This is a genomic window from Holtiella tumoricola (genome assembly GCF_027857615.1).
Lineage (GTDB): Bacteria > Bacillota > Clostridia > Lachnospirales > Cellulosilyticaceae > Holtiella > Holtiella tumoricola.
The window spans coordinates 1-17,189 of the sequence record NZ_JAQIFT010000039.1; the positions used below are offsets into that span (position 1 = coordinate 1).

Consider the following 17,189-nt stretch of genomic DNA (forward strand, 5'->3'; position numbering starts at 1 on the left):
CTGAATATATGAAACTTAAAAAGGAGGACAAGACATGCAAGCGATTAATAATTATGCAAGTAGTTTAAGTAATATCAAGATGATTACTATGGATGAAGCTAGAAAGATTGAACAGGATAGAAGTCCGTTAGGGAAATTTATTATTAAAGAAGGTAGCCAATATATAGCTATAGATAATACAACAGGAGATGCTTGTGTAGGGCATTTTAGTAGCTATGAAGAATGCATGAGCTGTTTAAATAGTGAGAATGAAGCCCTAGAGATTGGTTCAGTAAAAGCAGTATTGGAAGTAAGCATAAGAGAGCTTAACATGTTGAAACATGCTTTAAGTCGTTATATAGATCGTGAAAATAGCAGTGAACTTTCGAGAAAACAAGAATTATCAATGTATAGAAGAGTTAGAAAGATGCTAGATTTTTATTATGCAAGATAGAAGTATCTGCTAGTTAGTGGGAGCATTCGCACAGTAAAAGTTATTAAGTATGAAGATTTGAACAGGAGGGATTAAAGTGGCAAAGCAATTTATTCTTTTTGATCCAGTTACTGCTGAAAGAAAGAAAATGACATTGGATTTAATAGCAGGTATAGCTGGAAGAACACTATCAGGATTAAGGTATGCACTTAAACATAGAAGCAAGATACGAAGTTTAAATTGTTACATATTAGATGTAGATACACCTATTGGCGTATTTAGAGAACTATTAGCCAAAGAAGTTATACCTGATGAAGTATGGCGTGATATACCTAATAGTTTATGGCAAGTAAGTAGCTATGGGAGATATAGGTCTAAAGTGAGGTGTCAAGATAAGATTGTTTATAGGTTACCAGATATGACTAAAAAACGTGGAGGTTTAAGGATTAATATCCATGTAGATGGTAAAGTTCAAAGCCTAAAAGCACATAAAAAAGTGGTTGAACTATTCATTGGTGAAGTTCCAGAGGGACATATTATTTATCATAAAAATGGTAATAAAGCCAATAACCATGTAGACAACTTAGGTTTTATTACAAAACAAGCTTTTCTTTATAGAGAAGCAACAAGTCTTTTGAAAAAGCCTGTCGTACAGATGGATGAAAAAACAGGAGTAATAGTAGAAGAATATCCATCATTGATTGAGGCTGCGAAAGCTAATTTTGCAGATGAATCTACTATTCAGCGAGCAATAAAACAAAATCGTCCAGCTATAGGATTTATATGGAAATGGGAAGAGCAAGTAGTTGATGAATTACTCTATGCAGATTAAGGAGGGAGAGCGTGTACTACAAAGATTGTAAAGGCACTCTAATAGAAGCAGGAGATAAGATTAGGTACAAAAAGAAAAAAGGAGTTATTGTATCTGATGAATTTGAGGGCCTTTATGCAGAACTAAAGAATGGTTTTAAAGTTCGTATTAAGGATGTGCATCGAGATATTAGAGTTGTTTATAAGAAAAGAAAAAAGCATCACAACGTCGGCAAACGTAAGTGATGCGCTTAAGAAAAAATAACAAATTCACAATACCACAAAGAGAGGTGGTTGTAAATGATAAAACGCTTAGAAGTTGGTGAATTATTAGAACTAATTTTTAAAAGGTATGATTCAGAAATAGAGAAAGCGAACAAAGAAATCCAAGTATTATCAGCCTATAGAGAGTTTGTTGAAGATGAGATTACTGATAAAAATTTACTAGAAAATTATCTTCAACTAAAGGAAGAATTTAAGGCATTAGAGAAAGAAGTTATGTCCTGGAGAGAAAACGGGACACCATTTTAGGAGGTATACATATGGCAAAGAAAAAAGAAATCGAATTAGATCCAGTAGCTGTGCAAAATAAAGCACGTATGGATGAAATTATAGCAGAGATTAACGTAATAAATGAACAACGTGTAGAGTTAGAGGCAGTTTTTAATGAGCGTGTAAGACTGATAAAAGAGCAGTGGGAAGATAAAGACTTATTACAATATACACGTATAAGACATCTTGAAGAAGAGTTGAAAGTCCTTATGGATACTGTACCTAAAGCAGAGACAAAGACTCAATTTAAAGTATCTTTACTTTGTGGAGATGTGATATTAAAAAAAGCTACTAAGAAAATTGATTATGATAAGAAAAAGCTACTTGATTATGCACTTGCTAATAACCTTATGGAGTATGTGAGCACAAAAGAGGTACAAGATTTTAAGTGGGCTGAGTTTAAATCTGAATTAGATATATTGGAGGATGATGTAATCATTATCAAGGAGACAGGAGAAGTTGTTAATATAGACGGATTAGGCGTTATAGAAGTACCAGAGGAGTTGGTAATTAAATGAATAAATCTGAAAGTATAAAAGAGATAGCTGTAGCATTAGCTAAATTTAATGGTGAAGTATCTAAAATATCTAAGGATGCTAAGAATCCGCAGTTTAAAAGTGAGTATGTTACATTGGATGCTCTTATACAGGCTACAAGACCTATTTTGCAATCGCATGGGTTGTCTATAATGCAATTTCCTTTAGCTAAAGAAACAGGAGAAATAGGAGTGCAGACAATGCTCCTACATGAAAGTGGGGAATTTATAGAAAGTGAACCTTTATATATGACACCAGTAAGAATGGTTAAAGGTGGTAGTTTTGAAATAGCTAAAGATCCACAAGCAGCAGGGAGTGTTATTAGTTACTTAAGGCGTTATTCATATCAAGCTATTCTCAATCTTAATACTGGAGAGGATGATGATGCTAATAAGGCGACACCTCCTCAGTATGTAGTTGATGAAAATACATCACCAGAAGAAGCAGGTTCTATAATTTGCACTTTTGGAAAATATCAAGGAAAGACCTTAAAAGAAATTTATAAAGAAGATATTAAATACTTCGAGTGGTTAGTTGATAAAGCTACAGACACAAATATAAAGATTGCATGTAAGGTTATGATGGATGCATTAAAACAGCATAAAGGTAATTAGTTATGGTTATCAAATCTGATTTTCAAGACATATTGCCCGAGGATTGCAAGCAATATAACGAAATAGCTAGACGTTATAGAGATATTGGACAAGAAGATGCAGACGAAGCATTTAAACTTATGAAAGACAGTTGGGCAGTTGCTCAGAGGTGGTCTGAAATACAGGCTACCTCCAGAAAAATAAAGGATTTGAGTGATAAAGACTTTAGTGTTACAGCATTTAAAGAATGGTCACATCAAAGATATAGACAAATGCAGTACATACATGAAAGTAGCAGAATGATATGGAAACAGGCAAATGAATATTTAATGTGGTCAAGAAGAAATACATAGAGGTGGCAATATGGCTGATAATAAAAAATACTATTATATCAAGCTACAGGAGAACTTTTTTGAGAGAGAAGAAATTTTGATGCTTGAAAGTATAGAAAATGGACACATGTATAGCAATATTTTGTTAAAGCTATATCTTAAAAGCTTAAAAAATGAAGGGAAGTTGATGTTTAACAATATCATACCATATACACCAGAGATATTAGCAAAGGTTATAAGAGTGAATAAAGATACTATGGTGGTTGCACTTAAATTATTCCAAGAGTTTGGACTTATAGAAGTGCTAGATAATGGTGCAATATACATATCTGATATACAAAATTTTATTGGTAGAAGCAGTGATGAAGCTGATAGAAAAAGGGCATACAGGAAACAAATAGAGGATGAAAAAGGACAATTGTCCGGACGTTTGTCCTTAAAATGTCCAGACAAAACTCCACCAGAGAAAGAGATAGAGAAAGAGAAAGAGATAGAGAAAGATAAAGATAAAGATAAAGATAAAGAGATAGAGAAAGATAAGGAGAATAAAAAACATATAGTGCAGCAAGCTGACACTGTGTGGGCTAGATACCCGCTTAAGAAAGGTAAAGCTACAGCTATTAAAAAAATTCCTAAGCTTATAGAGAAGTATGGATATGAACAACTGATACGTTGCATAGAACGTTATGAGTCAGGACTTCAAAAAGAGACATGGAGAAAACCACAAAATGGCAGTACGTTTTTTAATAGTGGTTATGTAGATTACCTGGATGAAAACTATCAGGAAGTAGATATTGTGGTAGTGCAACAAGGAGAGCAGGAATTTCAGCCTAAGAGCCCTGAAATGATAGCATTTTTGGAAGGAGAATAAAAGTGACGAAAGAACAGTGCGTAGAACTGCTGGTTATGATTAAGTCTTGTCATCCTAAATTTGAACTCCAGATTTATCAGAAAGACAATAACTATACAGAAGCATGTAAGTATTGGATAGCTTTTTTGATTGAATTGGATTATAACATGGCACTTATTGCTATAAGAAAACTTATTAATACATCAAAATGGGTACCAACAATAGCAGACATAAAAGAGGCATATGCAGAGCTTTTATTACCAGAAGTGGTAGACGATGAGAAAGCCTGGGGGTTAGTAATAAATGCTATTGGTAAATACGGTGGAATTTATGCACAAGATAAGGCTATGGAAGAATTACCTTTGCAAGTTAGAGAAGCTGTTAAATGGGTTGGAGGCATAAAGGCTATAAGTATGTGTCCAACTGAAAGTATAGAACCTCTTAGAGGTCAATTTACTAAGGCAATGAAAGCAGTTAATGAAAGAGTAAGAAAAGAATTGTCTTTAGGACCTAAGTTAAGTGGACAGATAGATCAGATACGTCTAGATAAAAAAGAAGAGATGTTTGAACTTATCAATAGTGAGCCAGTAAAACAGATTACATACGGTCCTGTTACGGATGATAAGAAAATAGATTACAACATAAAACAGTGTGGCATGCTTAGAGAAGTTTATGCAAGAGCACAGGAAGGTAGGTTAACGAATGAATAAACGAAAGAAAACAGCCCCAAAGTATCTAAGTAATAGGCAAAAGGTGAAAGAGCAGGCTAAAGAACTTAAGAAACTTAGAAAAGAGTGTAACTCTTATGAGATTAGAAATGAATACTTGAGAGAAATAGTTTTAGATAAACAAATATTAATTAATGAGCAGGTTAGAAAAATTGAGTCTTTAAAATCAGAAGTTAGTAATTTAGAAATCAATCTATCTGCAAAGAAACCATTTTGGAAGAGGGTGCTAGGATGAATGTAAGATTTACTATTCCAGGAGAACCTAAAGGGAAAGCACGACCTAGAGTATTTATGAACAAGGAAGGCAGAAGTCAAGCTATAACACCAAAAGAAACGCTAAGCTATGAAAATTTAGTTAAGTGGGTGTATCAGAATACACAAGATGCAACCAAGTTAGAGGGGGAAATAGAAGCTAGGATAGTTGCTATGTATCCTATACCTAAAAGTATGACCAAGAAAAATAGACAGTTGATTGATGAAGGCAAGTTACATCCAACTAAAAAACCAGACCTTGATAATGTGGCTAAAATCGTTTTAGACAGCCTTAATGGCATAGCTTATTCAGATGATAGTCAAATTGTAAAACTAACAGTAGAGAAGTATTACAGTGTCAATCCAAGAGTCGAAGTGATGTTGTATGAAGTTGAACAAAAAAAGTAGAGTACATAGAAGTTGTAGACGAGTTTGGAGAGCTACAACTTCGGTTTAAATAGCAAAGGGAAGTGAACACTATGGTTATTTGGAAAGATGATATGCCATACATAGTACGGGAAGTAGACGATTTAAAAGATATAGTGCCAGAAGAAATATTTGAACCTTTAAAAGAGTTCATAGAAGATTGTGTTGATAACAGTGAAGAGATTGAAAGATTAAATGATGTAATAGAGAGCCTTGAATATGCATCTGGAAAATATGAAAGTGAATGTGAAGAACTAGAGGAAGCCCTAGAGAATTTGAAAGAGAAGTATTTTGATTCAAAACAAGTTATTGAGGCACTTAAAGATTTTAGAGATGTTATGGACAATTCTAAATTAACGAAGGATCAAGTTTATTACTGGGATAAATTAAAAGATGCAGTAGATAGTTTATAAATTCAATTTTTTATTAAATGGAGTGGTTAGGATGAAGATAACAGATGATGGAATAAGACAACATTGGTTTGAAAATCATGTTGCTACATATACGAAGCTTAGTGAAAAAGTAAGCATATTAGAGTGGAAAGAACCAGGTACACGTTGTTATTACGTTAGGTATGTACTGGATGGGAATATGCTTTATATTAGTGGCGATTTAGGAACTGCAGTATTTGATTTAACATGGAATGCAACACCTAAAAGTTTTAAAGATATGAGCATAGGGCTACATTATTTCTATGAAAAGCTAAGTGCATATGGCAGTGATAAAAAAGATTTTGATAGTGAGCAGGCTATTAAAGATTTAGAAGAAGTTTTTGTTGATCGTGAAGAAGACGAATATACTCAGCTATTTGAAGATTTAAAAGAGCTTGCAAATGAATGTTGTAGAGTAGATGAATGGGCATATGAGGTAAGAGAAAGATTTGGTAGTGAGTTAGAAGACTTTGACCAAGATTACTGGGAATGGATCTATGACGTTGGAGCAGTAATACCAAGTAGAATAAGAGCTTACTTAGTTGGTTTAAAGATGGCAGCTGAGCAACTTGAAGATAAATAAAAGTAAATTTTTAGAGGTGGGAACATGTTAGATAAACCTATATTAGATGCTTGCTGTGGCAGTAGAATGTTTTGGTTTAATAAGAAGCATGACAAAGTGGTGTATATGGATAATCGCCAGCTAGAAGATACATTATGTGATGGTAGAAAGCTAGAAGTTAATCCAGATGTTATCGCGGATTTTAGAAACATGCCTTATCCAGATAAATCTTTTAAATTAGTAGTGTTTGATCCACCACATTTAGTTAAGGCGGGTGAAAATTCATGGTTGGCCAAAAAGTATGGAAGGTTATCTGATACCTGGAAGGAAGATATAAATCAAGGATTCAAAGAATGCATGAGGGTACTTGATGATTATGGGGTTCTGATATTCAAGTGGAATGAGGACCAGGTAAAGTTAAAAGATGTACTAAAGGTACTAGATCAAGAACCATTGTTTGGGAATAAGAGAAGTAAAACGCATTGGCTAGCATTTATGAAAATGTAGTTGGCCAATTTAATAAAAGTAACTTTTTAGGGAGGTAAGAAGATGAAGAATAAGTTAAAGAAGTTACAAAGAAAACTTAGGAAGTTAAAGTGTGATGATAACCCGTATGAGTGGATAGAAGTGAGTCTCATTGTGAGAAGAATAAATTATCAAGTAAACGGTGCGAACTTTACAAAAGATTTAAACAGGCTACTTAGCGCAAGTGATAAGAAGGGTAAAAAATCTGCATTACTTGCAAAGAAGTTGGATCGTAAAATTTACCTTGGTAAATAAAAGTGAAGATTGTGAAGTGTATAAATACTATGAGGAGTGCTTAAAAATGAAGATGGATTACAAGAAGTTGACAGAGGATTTAATTAAAACGAAGGAAGCAGCAAAAGAGGCTGTTAGGGGTGAAGATGGTGGAACTGCTAATTTGGATAGTATGACGATTGCACTACCAGGAGCAAGGGAAGAAAAGGTTATACAGGCTGTAAAAGATGCAGGTCTTTATACAAGAGGAAGAAGGCAATGGATAGGTACTAGATACTTTATTAGCATACCAGTAGCAGCACAAGGGAATGACCGATGTAGGCAAGTAGAAGCTATGTGTAAAGTAATGCGAGAAGCAGGGTATGATGTTTTAATGTATGAGCAAGCAGACTAAATAAAAATAATTTTTGGTTATAAAAGAGGAGGTTAATTATACCCTCCTCTCGGCTAGATTAATTTTTAGGAAAAGTTATTTTGTATTCTTTTGTTATAGGACTGATATCAGTAACAATTACAGTGCTGATAAAGTTATAAGATTTTAATAATTTTTGTATTTCTATAACTTTAGTCTTCATTAAATCTACGTCTAATGTCTTAGAAATTTTAATAACACATGGATCTTGGTCGAAGTTGATGTAAAAATCATTTCCATTGCCTACATATGTAGAACAATCCATATGTTCATGTATAGAGAATGAAATACTGTATAGCTTATTTTTTAATTCGGTAAAGTCCATAAAAAAACCCCTTTATAATTTGTATAAAATATTATAACAAATAGTAATGCGAATAACAATTGAATCTAACGTATAAGTAATAAAATAATTCTTTTAGTCTATTTCACTAATAAGGCTTACATGAGAAACCTTATTAGTGAAATAGTAGCAACTACGAACCAACTACATGCACAAAAAAATTTTTCTCTAATAGCTTCATTCTGCGTATAAGCACTGTATGAAAGTAGCGCATATACAACAGAGGCACTATATGTAACTAATGAATACCAAAGGTCTATATCAAGATCTAAGAAGAATAACACATAAATATTTAATATTACAATAAGAGTTAAACAACTGTAAAAAAACATAGTAAATTTTTTATACAATAATAATACAACCTCCTTTTTATATATTTATATTTAAGCATAAAAAAAGGGAAGTTCAAACACAATAAAATAGTTTTCCTGAAAGGATGAGATGGGACGTAGTTGATCTTAGAAAGCATTTTGATAGATTATAAAAGAGCTTAAGAGTGATAAACTTACCTAACCATCACTCTTAAGTAAGTTTATTAGTATGAAAGAAGATTTCTAAGGCCTACAAGTGTCTCCGTTGCATTTACCCTAAGCCTAAAAAATTCCTGTAAAATTAAAAATTGTTCTAAGTTAGTTGTTGCATCTGATAATAAATCAATTTGATATAAGGAGTTTTTTACAAGGTTCAAAGCATTTTGGACAAGCAAGGTATCACTATTTTGAGAACTAATACTAGGGAGAGTTGATAAATATTCTAGAATTTCTTTGTTAAGAATTTCAATGCTACTATTAATATGATTAATCTCAGTTATCCTATTTGACTTATCTTTAGAGCATTCTTTAAAAGTTGATTGAGCTAGTGTAAAAACTTGATTTTGAAGCAATTGTATATCATCAATAAATCTTTGAATAATTTTATCATGTGAAGAAGTATCTGTGGTAGATGCGATTAGTGAAGATGAAGCAAATATAAGAGCAGTGGTTAAGAGCAAGGGGATGAAAGCCTTGTGTGAGAAATATCTTTTCATTTGGCACCTCAAAAAATTATTTATTATTTAAGTTAACCCGTTTAATTAATAATATGCATACAATTATAAGTCATAAAATTAGTTTTTGGGAGGCAAAGCATGGAACTGGTAGTAGGAATAATAGCTGTGATAGGAACAATTGCACTTATGCCAGTAATATTCTTAGTAGGCATGTTGGCAGTGGTAGTTGTACTTGGAATTATTATGATGCCATTTGCCTGGATCATAGGTGTTACTGAAACTATTAAAGCAAAGAAAGAAATAGCTAGAAAGAGAAAAGCATTTGAAGAAATGAAAAAGAGAGTTGGAGAAGTTAATAAGAATTTTAGCCAGCGGATGTAATAAAAAATGTTTTTGGGAGGTGTAATTTATATTAGATGGATTTGTAGGAGTGTTGCTAGTAGCGTGGATTTTAACATGGTTTGATGTGGATATTATGATGCTAGAAGTAATCCAGCCTTTTATGAATATAGAATTAACAACAAGTCATTATTACATATTGATAGCAATGATTGGACTGGTTGGAGGAGCGTTTAGTAACAGTAGTAAATAAAGAATGTTTTTGAGCAAAAAAATACTCCCTTGGCGGTAGGAGTATACTTGTTCTTTATATGGCTGAAAGATGGAAAATATCATAAGTGCCAAGGGAATATTCTATTAAGATAGGTTACTGATTACTGATAACTTCTCCTATAAAGATTAAAGGAATATATGGGAGAGATTAAATAGATAATTTGAAAAATAAATATTATATAATAGTAATTATAAGATAATATTTTATAATAAGAGATAAAATTTTATTTTACTATGTATAGGATAGCATAGGAAGGATCAAGTTCTTTTGGCTATCCTAATTGAATTAATCATATGGGGTATGAGTAAGGTATGTTACCAAATCAATAATAGTATGTGTAGAGCTTAGAAAATTTATGTATAAAATAAAAATTGATTTTGATATGTATAGAGTAGCTATGAGGGAGTCGACAACTCAAGGCTACTCTAGTAAATCATTCAGCAGTAAATGTGAAATACAGTAATTATTATGGTCAAATACGTTAAATATATGTATTACATAAAAATTAACTTTAACTGGGCAAAAAAATAAGCACTAACTTGAGCTAGTGCTTCCCAAATCGGGAGGGAAATGTTGAAACAATATGTATTAATCATGTCAAAATAATAATAACATAAAAGAAAATGAAAATCAATATCATTTTTAAAAATTAGTTCAAAATTTCTTTTAGGAGGGATATTTTGCAAGATATTAGACTGATAGAAGAAAAATTAAAATCATATAAGTTATTAAAAGTAGAAGTTGATAACCTTGAAATTGATTTGGAAGGTTATAGACCTAGTTATGGCTCAGGAGCTACAGAAGTATATGCAGGAGGGAATAAAAATAATAATCCTATACCAGGGAGAAGTACAGCACGATGTGCAACCAGCCTAATAGAAGATACATTAATGGGACGTACGCAAGACTTAGATGAAAAGTATTTTAGGCTATTAGAGTGTAGGCGCCTAATTAAAAAGATAGATAACATACTGGAAACGTTATCTGACAGGGATAGGAAGCTAATAGAAGGCTTTTATATTAAGAGTACAACTCTTTTAGAGCTGTCTCTTGAGCTAAATATGAATCCTGACTATTTAAGTGCATTAAAGAGAAGTATATTAGAAAAATATTTCTATACTTTATCTTAGACTTATTTAAGAATATTCTTAGACATAACTAATAACAGCATATGGTAAATGTGATAGAATGATATTAAGTAAAAGACTAGTTGAGGATTTAAGTGTTAATTGTATTTTATGCATATTGTGTAATGAATAGCTAGTGTTTTATATAAATGGTAAATCTGTCTTTCATAAGTTGAAGGACAAGCATCATCGCCCGCAGAATTTTGTGGTCTATGATGCTTTTTTATTTTAGGAGGTGGCATTAAAGGAATGGCTAGAGCAAGAAGCCCTAACAGAGATAAGGCGTATAAGTTATGGTTGGACTCTGGTAAAACTAAGTTACTTAAAGATATTGCAGTAGAATTGAATGTATCAGAAACTCAAATCAGAAGGTGGAAGAACCAGGATAGATGGGAAGAGTCCAAAAGTAACGTTACTAATCAAATCAAAAGTAACGTTACTAATGAAAAGAAGTTAATTGTAAAGCATGAAATGGAAGAGATAGAGAGTAGTGGATTAACAGATAAGCAAAAACTCTTTTGTCTTTACTACATTCAAGAGAATTTTAATAAGACTAAGGCATACATGAAAGCATACGAATGCAATTATGAAACAGCTAGAAGATGTGGCTCTAGGATGTTGACAAATGTTGACATTAAACAAGAAGTAGCTAGGGTGACAGAAGAAGTTTTAGAAGAGGCTGTTATCAATACTAAGTTATTAGCTAAAAAGATTGTTGACCAATACATAAGTATTGCTTTTGCAGATATAACAGACTATGTAAAGTTTGGTAGGAAAGATATAGAAGTAGGTAAGACAGATGATGGTGAGCCTATAACTGTTGAGGTAAACTATACAGAGTTTAGAGATTACCAAGAGGTTGATGGTAGTTTAATTAGTGAGATTAAACAAGGTAAAGATGGTATATCTGTAAAGCTTCATGACAAGATGAAGGCCATGGAATGGCTTGCTGATAGGATGGATCTATTACCAGAAGTGACTAAAAGAAAACTTGAACTAGAGCAAGAGAAGATAAATAAACATCAAATAGATTTAAGCCAACAAGTTGTATTTACAGGAGATGAAGAGCTTGAAGATTAAAGTACATCTATCTGAAAAGATTGGTAAAGGTTATGGCACCTTTTGGAGATTTAAAGGGCGATATAGAGTGGTCAAAGGCTCACGTGGTTCTAAAAAATCAACTACTATAGCGCAATGGATTATTTACAATATGATGAAGTATCCTTTAGCCAATACCTTAGTTGTAAGACGGGTATTTAACACTCATAAGGATTCTACCTGGACACAGCTTAAATGGGCTGCTAATAACCTAAAAGTATCTCATTTATGGAAGTTTAGTAAGTCACCACTTGAAGCTACTTATCTCCCAACAGGACAGAAGATATTGTTTAGAGGGCTAGATGACCCTATGTCTATTACATCTATTACTGTAGGTATCGGTTATTTATGTTGGGCTTGGTTTGAAGAAGCATATCAAGTAATGGATGAGGACGCATTCAATAAAATAGATATGTCTATTCGAGGTAAATTACCAGAAGGATATTTTAAACAGATAACGCTTTCGTTTAACCCATGGAGTGAGAAACATTGGTTAAAGAAGCGTTTTTTTGATGTAGAAGACGATGACATATTGGCTATTACAACGACTTACAAATGCAATGAATGGCTTGGAGAAGACGATTTAAAAGTCTTTGAGAAGATGAAGCGTGACCACCCTAAACGCTACAAAGTAGAGGGAGAGGGTGAGTGGGGTATTGCAGAAGGTACTGTTTATGACTATACAGTTAAAGATTTCAAGGTTGAGGAACTTTTAAAGAAAAAAACAACAAGAGCAGTCTTTGGTTTAGACTTTGGTTATATTAATGATCCATCGGCTTTAATAGCAGCTATTATTGATGAGGACGAAGATAACAAGGCTATTTATGTCTTTGATGAGCATTATGAAAGAGGTATGAAAGGCCCAGCTCTAGCCAAGATGATTAAGTATAAAGGTTATGCCAAAGAACGGATTATAGCTGATTCAGCAGAAGGACGACTCATAGATGAATTAAAAGATTATGGGATTTACAGGGTAGAGCCTTGCGAAAAAGGTCCTGACAGCGTGCTTTATGGTATTCAGTTAGTGCAGCAGTACAAAATCTACGTACTTCCATCTTGTCATTGGACACAAGTAGAGCTTGATAATTACATCTGGGATACTAAAGATGGGGCCATTTTAAATAAGCCAATAGATGATTGGAACCATTTACTAGATGCTTTAAGATATGCAGTTATGGCGAAAGATAAACGAGGATTTGTTGGTGCAATTTCTATTTAGGAAGAGCAAATTACCACAGATAACATTTTATTATTTGTGGTGGTTTTTGACGTAAAATCAACGTTTCTAAGGTATTCAGAGTGTTAAAGTACAAAAACATCACTAAAATACATATAAATACTAAACTTTTTAAGAAGAAAGGAGGGGTATAATGGCAGCTATCAAAATACCTTTTTTGAGTTGGTTAAATAAGAAGTCTGCAAAGGAAGATATTCATGGATCTATGACAAGTACAAAAGTAGACACAATCGTTCCACCAACAGATCCATTTGAAAATCCCATCTTTGCTTTATGTGTAGATTTAATTCTTATGGCTTGTAATAGCTTTGATTTTTATATGACAGACCTAAATGGTGATAGAGTTGAAAAGCCTAATGAACAAGCAGTAAATTTGCTACGTAGACCGAATAAATATTACAACGGTAAACGCCTTATCAATAACATTGTTTGCAGTTATATTTCAAAAGGTGCAGGTTACGCACTTATTGTAGATGGTGTACCAAAGGAAATTTATTTTGTACCTTTTGATAAGGTGAAGAAAGAGTATGGTGACAACCTGCTTATGCCGATTAAGTCTATAAAGGTCGATGGAGTAAGCAAGGAATGGGAACAAGTCATAGAACTTAATGCTTTAAATCCTAATGATACAAGATATGGGCTTGATACAGGTAAAAGTAAAGTGGATGCATTAAAGAGTACGCTGGATACCCATAACATTATTCGTATGAAAAATGCTAAGTCTATTGCTAAGTATGAAAAGCTTAAAGCCATTATCTATGAAGAGAGTGAGCATGATATTGAACGTGCTAGAAAGCAGTCAAGGCTAGTAAAAGAGGAACTAGCCAACGTTGCAGAAGGTGGCACAGCAGTACTTTTTGGTAAGCTTAAGGTAGAAAACTTAACAAGTGAAGTAGAAGGAGATTTCTTAGAAACCTATATGACTATGGGAAGGGAAATTTGCCAATGTCTAGGTGTACCGACGGATATGGTTTTTGGTCAAGCTAAGTATGAAAACCTTAAAGAAGCAGTAAAAGCTTTTATGAAGCAGACTATTATCCCGATTATGGAACAGTTCTTGTGGGAGCTTAATACAAAGGTTTATGAACCCTCGTATAAATGCAGACTTGAAATTGATTACTCCACAATAGAAGAGTTGCAAAAGAATGTGATTGAGTACATCAAGGCGCAGGGAACAAATATTAACCGATATATATCAACCAATGAATACAGAGGACTTATGGGCTTCAGTCCTTTAGAAGGAGCACAACACGATCGTGTATCAGAGGAACCTATTGCACCAAAGGGCGAAAGTAGCAAGTCGGAAGAAATACATAAGTCTAGTAAGAGTATTGATGAACTTGCACAAGAAGAGGAGCACAAACTCTTAAAAAAGTATTCAGCCTACTTCGACAATCTTTACAAAAGACTTAAACAACAATTCTCTAAGACATCGAAATCAGATGATGAAGAGGACTTTTTTAGTTTAGATGATATTTATAGTAGTGATGTTGAAGTAGAGCTTATGAAAGCTACCACAGAAGCAGAATATATCGCCCTCTATGGGCAAGGTTGGAAGCTTATAGATAAAGCTAAGGATAAGGTGCCTAAAGCAACACAGGCTATCTATTTAAAGCGTATAGGTAATCATATTAAAGCTATAGATGAAACGACTAAAGAAGTTATTCAGCACATCATCTTAAAGAACAAGGAAAAAGGTTCAGCTAAACAGGCTAAGAAAGAAATCCTAGAATCTATAAAAGGAATGAGTGGGTGGAGAGCAACAAATATAGCAAGAACGGAAACCTTTAGTGCATTGGAAGAGGGTCAGTATGATTCTGCTAAAGAAGTAGGTATGAAATATAAAGTATGGTATTCCTCTAAAGATGAACGTACTAGAGAGGCTCATAAAGGGCTTCATGGTACCAAGATTAAGATAGATGAGTACTTTGTATTGAATGGTCGAAAAGGCTTAAAGCCAAGAGATAGTAATTTTAGCGTGGGTGATATTGTAAACTGCAGATGCACTTTAGGCTATACAAATTCTAAAGATTAGGAGGTTAGATGATGAGGAAAAAGAAGAAAAGACATTCTAGTAAATTAGGTAATAACTTTGAGAAGAATGTAAGAGGAAACATTGTAGATTATAGTGAGTTTAGTAGGGCATTCAAAAATATACCTCAATCAATTACTAAAAGCGATACTGGCCAAAATCAACAAGAAGAAATGCAAAAGTCAGATTTTCAGCTCTTAGAAGTTAAGAAGAGTGAGGATGGTACCAAGGGGATTTTAGTAGGCTATGCCAATAAGTACAACAACGTAGACTTACATGGTGATATCATCACAAAAGGGGCCTTTGCAGAAGATGTAGGCAAAACATTCCCTTATCTTTTTCAACATGATAAATGGTCCATTGATTCAGTCATTGGCCAAGTTAAAATTTTGGAGGAGGATGATATTGGATGTAAGTGTGAAATTACATTATTCCTTGATAAAGAGGATGGCAAACCTATCTTCCCACATGCAAATAAGATTTATCTACTAGCACAGAAAGGGCTCTTAAAGAACTCTATCGGTGCTTTTATTTTGCAAAGAGAGTACAAGGAAGAGAGTGGAAGAACCATTCGTGTCATTACAAAAGCAAAATTAAGAGAGGTTAGTGGAACACTTTTCCCGGCTAATCCAGAAAGTATTATTACAACCGTAAAAGGTGAAGAATCGAAAGGAGAAAAAGGTATGAAGTTAGAGGAAATGGCAAAAGCAATGGGTATTACAGTAGAGGAGTTAAAGAAATCATTAGGAACGGTAGCAGAACCACAGGTTGAACCAAAGCAAGAACCTGAAACAACTAAGAGTTCAGAAGAAGATGGAATGAAAGAGTTTATGCAAAAAGCATTCGTTATGGCTGTGCAAAATATCTTATCGGGGAATGTAGCAACAAATGCACCAACTACAACCAAAGACGATGAAGGAGCAGAGCCAGAAACGATTAGTAAGGCAGAAATAGAGAAGATGATTAATGGTGTAGTAGAAAAGGCTGGGTTATCATTAGGAGGGGATAAAGACGTGCCGGATTATGTAAGTAAAAATGAAGAAGCTTTAAAAGCGTTCGCAGAAACTTCTAACGGTTTTGTGAAATTATCAGGAGCAGCTTTTGCTGAAACGAACAAAGCATTTATGGATCCAGGTGGGGCAACACAAGGACAACTTCTTTCTGTTGAAAATAGGTCATTCCTTGCTTATGTGCAACCAAAACTTACTATGTGGGATGTATGTCAAGTTTCTAATGATGATTCTATGTCTGCTGAATTTATCATTGATTTATGGGATGGCGATGTATCAGAAGAACTTAAGCCAGGACAAGTTGACAATGAAATGGACAGTAACTTTGGTATTAAAAAGGTTATGGCCAACCGTATTGCTACCCATGTTGATGTGCCTGTAAACATGCTTAGAAATAAAAATATTATTGAACTTGCATCTTATTTACAAACTAAGATTGGTGCCAAACTTAAGCTTAAAGCCAATAATAAGTTTGCTATTGGTACAGGTGATGGTATTGATGGTATTCAAGGGATTTTTAAGGCTGACGATGTACCAAAGGTAGAATTTGAAACAGATTTACCAACGCTAAAAGACATTAACAAGATGGTAGCCGCTATTCCATCAAGATATGATGACCATCCAATGGTAGCGATTATGTCTAAGGCTATGTTATACCATCTATATGATTTAGAATTGGACAATAGCAAGCCTTTAATTCGCTCATTAGGCAATGATAAGGGACAAGTAAGTTCTTTATTTGGTAAGTACCCAATCATCTTAGAAGATAATGCAGAGAATGAAATAATCTTTGGTGATTTAGAGAGAGGGTACGGTATCCACCTTCAAATAGACGTAGAGCTTGATCGAGACGATAAAATCCTATTTACAAAAGGTCTTACAAGATTACAAGGACGTATCTTTGTAGGAGGTCGTGTTGTTGACCAGCATGCATTAATTAAACTTGCAAAAAAGTCGATGTAACCTCGCTCAATTATGAAGAGATTAAGCTAACTGAATTGAAAAAAATGGCTAAAGAGAGAGGTTTAAAAGGTTATTCTTCCATGGAAAAAGGAGAACTTATTCGTTTATTACAGGAGGAATAGA

Annotated in this window: 26 protein-coding genes; 24 read left to right on the forward strand and 2 right to left on the reverse strand. The window is 33.7% G+C overall.

Translation table 11 applies throughout. The annotated features are described in order from the left end of the window. Window positions 1-34: 34 nt before the first annotated feature. The 16 genes from PBV87_RS08660 to PBV87_RS08735 all read left to right on the forward strand — a co-directional run bounded on the left by PBV87_RS08660 (window position 35) and on the right by PBV87_RS08735 (window position 7,637). Window positions 35-433 (forward strand): hypothetical protein, encoded by a 399-nt coding sequence (locus tag PBV87_RS08660; protein WP_271011910.1) that lies wholly within the window; start codon window positions 35-37, stop codon window positions 431-433. 76 nt (window positions 434-509) lie between these two features. Continuing rightward, entirely contained in the window at window positions 510-1,244 is a 735-nt protein-coding gene (locus PBV87_RS22875; RefSeq protein ID WP_271011911.1) for an HNH endonuclease signature motif containing protein, read from the forward strand. Between the two features lie 11 nt (window positions 1,245-1,255). Next, the gene (locus PBV87_RS08670; protein WP_271011912.1) at window positions 1,256-1,468 is read left to right on the forward strand and encodes a hypothetical protein; all 213 of its coding nucleotides are present in this window, start codon (window positions 1,256-1,258) and stop codon (window positions 1,466-1,468) included. Window positions 1,469-1,522: 54 nt separating this feature from the next. Beyond that, window positions 1,523-1,753 (forward strand): hypothetical protein, encoded by a 231-nt coding sequence (locus PBV87_RS08675; protein ID WP_271011913.1) that lies wholly within the window; start codon window positions 1,523-1,525, stop codon window positions 1,751-1,753. A gap of 11 nt (window positions 1,754-1,764) precedes the next feature. Then, on the forward strand, window positions 1,765-2,292 hold the full coding sequence (locus PBV87_RS08680) for a host-nuclease inhibitor Gam family protein (protein WP_271011914.1): 528 nt from the start codon (window positions 1,765-1,767) through the stop codon (window positions 2,290-2,292). Then, window positions 2,289-2,924 (forward strand): ERF family protein, encoded by a 636-nt coding sequence (locus PBV87_RS08685; RefSeq protein ID WP_271011915.1) that lies wholly within the window; start codon window positions 2,289-2,291, stop codon window positions 2,922-2,924. The genes PBV87_RS08680 and PBV87_RS08685 overlap by 4 nt, the downstream gene beginning before the upstream one ends. Window positions 2,925-2,926: 2 nt before the next feature. Next, a complete protein-coding gene (locus tag PBV87_RS08690; RefSeq protein ID WP_271011916.1) occupies window positions 2,927-3,256 on the forward strand; it encodes a hypothetical protein in 330 nt (109 codons plus the stop codon). A gap of 10 nt (window positions 3,257-3,266) precedes the next feature. Further along, entirely contained in the window at window positions 3,267-4,106 is an 840-nt protein-coding gene (locus tag PBV87_RS08695) for a phage replisome organizer N-terminal domain-containing protein (protein ID WP_271011917.1), read from the forward strand. 2 nt (window positions 4,107-4,108) lie between these two features. Beyond that, a complete protein-coding gene (locus tag PBV87_RS08700; RefSeq protein ID WP_271011918.1) occupies window positions 4,109-4,795 on the forward strand; it encodes a replicative helicase loader/inhibitor in 687 nt (228 codons plus the stop codon). Continuing rightward, window positions 4,788-5,048: a hypothetical protein gene (locus PBV87_RS08705; protein WP_271011919.1), complete on the forward strand. Its 261-nt coding sequence runs from the start codon at window positions 4,788-4,790 to the stop codon at window positions 5,046-5,048. The genes PBV87_RS08700 and PBV87_RS08705 overlap by 8 nt, the downstream gene beginning before the upstream one ends. Next, on the forward strand, window positions 5,045-5,473 hold the full coding sequence (locus PBV87_RS08710) for a RusA family crossover junction endodeoxyribonuclease (RefSeq protein WP_271011920.1): 429 nt from the start codon (window positions 5,045-5,047) through the stop codon (window positions 5,471-5,473). The genes PBV87_RS08705 and PBV87_RS08710 overlap by 4 nt, the downstream gene beginning before the upstream one ends. 71 nt (window positions 5,474-5,544) lie before the next feature. Beyond that, window positions 5,545-5,904, forward strand: a complete 360-nt coding sequence (locus PBV87_RS08715; RefSeq protein ID WP_271011921.1) for a hypothetical protein — start codon at window positions 5,545-5,547, stop codon at window positions 5,902-5,904. A 31-nt stretch (window positions 5,905-5,935) separates the two neighbouring features. After that, window positions 5,936-6,505 (forward strand): hypothetical protein, encoded by a 570-nt coding sequence (locus tag PBV87_RS08720; RefSeq protein ID WP_271011922.1) that lies wholly within the window; start codon window positions 5,936-5,938, stop codon window positions 6,503-6,505. Between the two features lie 24 nt (window positions 6,506-6,529). Continuing rightward, window positions 6,530-6,991: a class I SAM-dependent methyltransferase gene (locus tag PBV87_RS08725; protein WP_271011923.1), complete on the forward strand. Its 462-nt coding sequence runs from the start codon at window positions 6,530-6,532 to the stop codon at window positions 6,989-6,991. A gap of 42 nt (window positions 6,992-7,033) precedes the next feature. Next, window positions 7,034-7,264, forward strand: a complete 231-nt coding sequence (locus PBV87_RS08730) for a hypothetical protein (protein WP_271011924.1) — start codon at window positions 7,034-7,036, stop codon at window positions 7,262-7,264. A 46-nt stretch (window positions 7,265-7,310) separates the two neighbouring features. Continuing rightward, window positions 7,311-7,637 (forward strand): hypothetical protein, encoded by a 327-nt coding sequence (locus PBV87_RS08735; RefSeq protein ID WP_271011925.1) that lies wholly within the window; start codon window positions 7,311-7,313, stop codon window positions 7,635-7,637. A 58-nt stretch (window positions 7,638-7,695) separates the two neighbouring features. Here the strand turns inward: PBV87_RS08735 and PBV87_RS08740 are convergent, their stop codons facing one another. Together PBV87_RS08740 and PBV87_RS08745 are read right to left on the reverse strand one after the other, a co-directional pair. Further along, complete coding sequence (locus PBV87_RS08740; RefSeq protein ID WP_271011926.1) at window positions 7,696-7,980, reverse strand: hypothetical protein; 285 nt, start codon at window positions 7,978-7,980, stop codon at window positions 7,696-7,698. 553 nt (window positions 7,981-8,533) lie between these two features. After that, window positions 8,534-9,025, reverse strand: coding sequence for a hypothetical protein (locus tag PBV87_RS08745; protein ID WP_271011927.1), 492 nt, complete (start codon window positions 9,023-9,025; stop codon window positions 8,534-8,536). A 99-nt stretch (window positions 9,026-9,124) separates the two neighbouring features. On the opposite strand from PBV87_RS08745, the gene PBV87_RS08750 reads away from it, so the two are divergent. From PBV87_RS08750 to PBV87_RS23055, 8 genes are all read left to right on the forward strand, one after another. Then, a complete protein-coding gene (locus PBV87_RS08750; protein WP_271011928.1) occupies window positions 9,125-9,367 on the forward strand; it encodes a hypothetical protein in 243 nt (80 codons plus the stop codon). A 49-nt stretch (window positions 9,368-9,416) separates the two neighbouring features. After that, the gene (locus PBV87_RS08755; RefSeq protein ID WP_271011929.1) at window positions 9,417-9,578 is read left to right on the forward strand and encodes a hypothetical protein; all 162 of its coding nucleotides are present in this window, start codon (window positions 9,417-9,419) and stop codon (window positions 9,576-9,578) included. A gap of 701 nt (window positions 9,579-10,279) precedes the next feature. Beyond that, window positions 10,280-10,729, forward strand: a complete 450-nt coding sequence (locus PBV87_RS08760) for a hypothetical protein (protein WP_271011930.1) — start codon at window positions 10,280-10,282, stop codon at window positions 10,727-10,729. Window positions 10,730-10,975: 246 nt separating this feature from the next. Continuing rightward, window positions 10,976-11,806: a terminase small subunit gene (locus tag PBV87_RS08765; RefSeq protein ID WP_271011931.1), complete on the forward strand. Its 831-nt coding sequence runs from the start codon at window positions 10,976-10,978 to the stop codon at window positions 11,804-11,806. Further along, window positions 11,787-13,043 carry a PBSX family phage terminase large subunit gene (locus PBV87_RS08770; RefSeq protein ID WP_271011932.1) on the forward strand — a complete coding sequence of 419 codons (1,257 nt, stop codon included), beginning with the start codon at window positions 11,787-11,789 and terminating at the stop codon, window positions 13,041-13,043. The genes PBV87_RS08765 and PBV87_RS08770 overlap by 20 nt, the downstream gene beginning before the upstream one ends. Before the next feature lie 151 nt (window positions 13,044-13,194). Continuing rightward, entirely contained in the window at window positions 13,195-15,096 is a 1,902-nt protein-coding gene (locus PBV87_RS08775) for a phage portal protein (protein WP_271011933.1), read from the forward strand. 11 nt (window positions 15,097-15,107) lie between these two features. Further along, complete coding sequence (locus PBV87_RS08780; RefSeq protein WP_271011934.1) at window positions 15,108-17,066, forward strand: phage major capsid protein; 1,959 nt, start codon at window positions 15,108-15,110, stop codon at window positions 17,064-17,066. A gap of 20 nt (window positions 17,067-17,086) precedes the next feature. After that, window positions 17,087-17,188, forward strand: a complete 102-nt coding sequence (locus PBV87_RS23055) for a Rho termination factor N-terminal domain-containing protein (protein ID WP_416388422.1) — start codon at window positions 17,087-17,089, stop codon at window positions 17,186-17,188. Window position 17,189: the final 1 nt, after the last annotated feature.

Coding starts and splice junctions, on each gene's coding strand:
- PBV87_RS08660 (WP_271011910.1), top strand. CDS start 35: ATGCAAGCGATTAATAATTATGCAAGTAGTTTAAGTAATATCAAGATG.
- PBV87_RS08675 (WP_271011913.1), top strand. CDS start 1,523: ATGATAAAACGCTTAGAAGTTGGTGAATTATTAGAACTAATTTTTAAA.
- PBV87_RS08680 (WP_271011914.1), top strand. CDS start 1,765: ATGGCAAAGAAAAAAGAAATCGAATTAGATCCAGTAGCTGTGCAAAAT.
- PBV87_RS08685 (WP_271011915.1), top strand. CDS start 2,289: ATGAATAAATCTGAAAGTATAAAAGAGATAGCTGTAGCATTAGCTAAA.
- PBV87_RS08690 (WP_271011916.1), top strand. CDS start 2,927: ATGGTTATCAAATCTGATTTTCAAGACATATTGCCCGAGGATTGCAAG.
- PBV87_RS08695 (WP_271011917.1), top strand. CDS start 3,267: ATGGCTGATAATAAAAAATACTATTATATCAAGCTACAGGAGAACTTT.
- PBV87_RS08705 (WP_271011919.1), top strand. CDS start 4,788: ATGAATAAACGAAAGAAAACAGCCCCAAAGTATCTAAGTAATAGGCAA.
- PBV87_RS08710 (WP_271011920.1), top strand. CDS start 5,045: ATGAATGTAAGATTTACTATTCCAGGAGAACCTAAAGGGAAAGCACGA.
- PBV87_RS08715 (WP_271011921.1), top strand. CDS start 5,545: ATGGTTATTTGGAAAGATGATATGCCATACATAGTACGGGAAGTAGAC.
- PBV87_RS08720 (WP_271011922.1), top strand. CDS start 5,936: ATGAAGATAACAGATGATGGAATAAGACAACATTGGTTTGAAAATCAT.
- PBV87_RS08725 (WP_271011923.1), top strand. CDS start 6,530: ATGTTAGATAAACCTATATTAGATGCTTGCTGTGGCAGTAGAATGTTT.
- PBV87_RS08730 (WP_271011924.1), top strand. CDS start 7,034: ATGAAGAATAAGTTAAAGAAGTTACAAAGAAAACTTAGGAAGTTAAAG.
- PBV87_RS08735 (WP_271011925.1), top strand. CDS start 7,311: ATGAAGATGGATTACAAGAAGTTGACAGAGGATTTAATTAAAACGAAG.
- PBV87_RS08740 (WP_271011926.1), bottom strand. CDS start 7,980: ATGGACTTTACCGAATTAAAAAATAAGCTATACAGTATTTCATTCTCT.
- PBV87_RS08745 (WP_271011927.1), bottom strand. CDS start 9,025: ATGAAAAGATATTTCTCACACAAGGCTTTCATCCCCTTGCTCTTAACC.
- PBV87_RS08750 (WP_271011928.1), top strand. CDS start 9,125: ATGGAACTGGTAGTAGGAATAATAGCTGTGATAGGAACAATTGCACTT.
- PBV87_RS08765 (WP_271011931.1), top strand. CDS start 10,976: ATGGCTAGAGCAAGAAGCCCTAACAGAGATAAGGCGTATAAGTTATGG.
- PBV87_RS08770 (WP_271011932.1), top strand. CDS start 11,787: ATGAAGAGCTTGAAGATTAAAGTACATCTATCTGAAAAGATTGGTAAA.
- PBV87_RS08775 (WP_271011933.1), top strand. CDS start 13,195: ATGGCAGCTATCAAAATACCTTTTTTGAGTTGGTTAAATAAGAAGTCT.
- PBV87_RS08780 (WP_271011934.1), top strand. CDS start 15,108: ATGAGGAAAAAGAAGAAAAGACATTCTAGTAAATTAGGTAATAACTTT.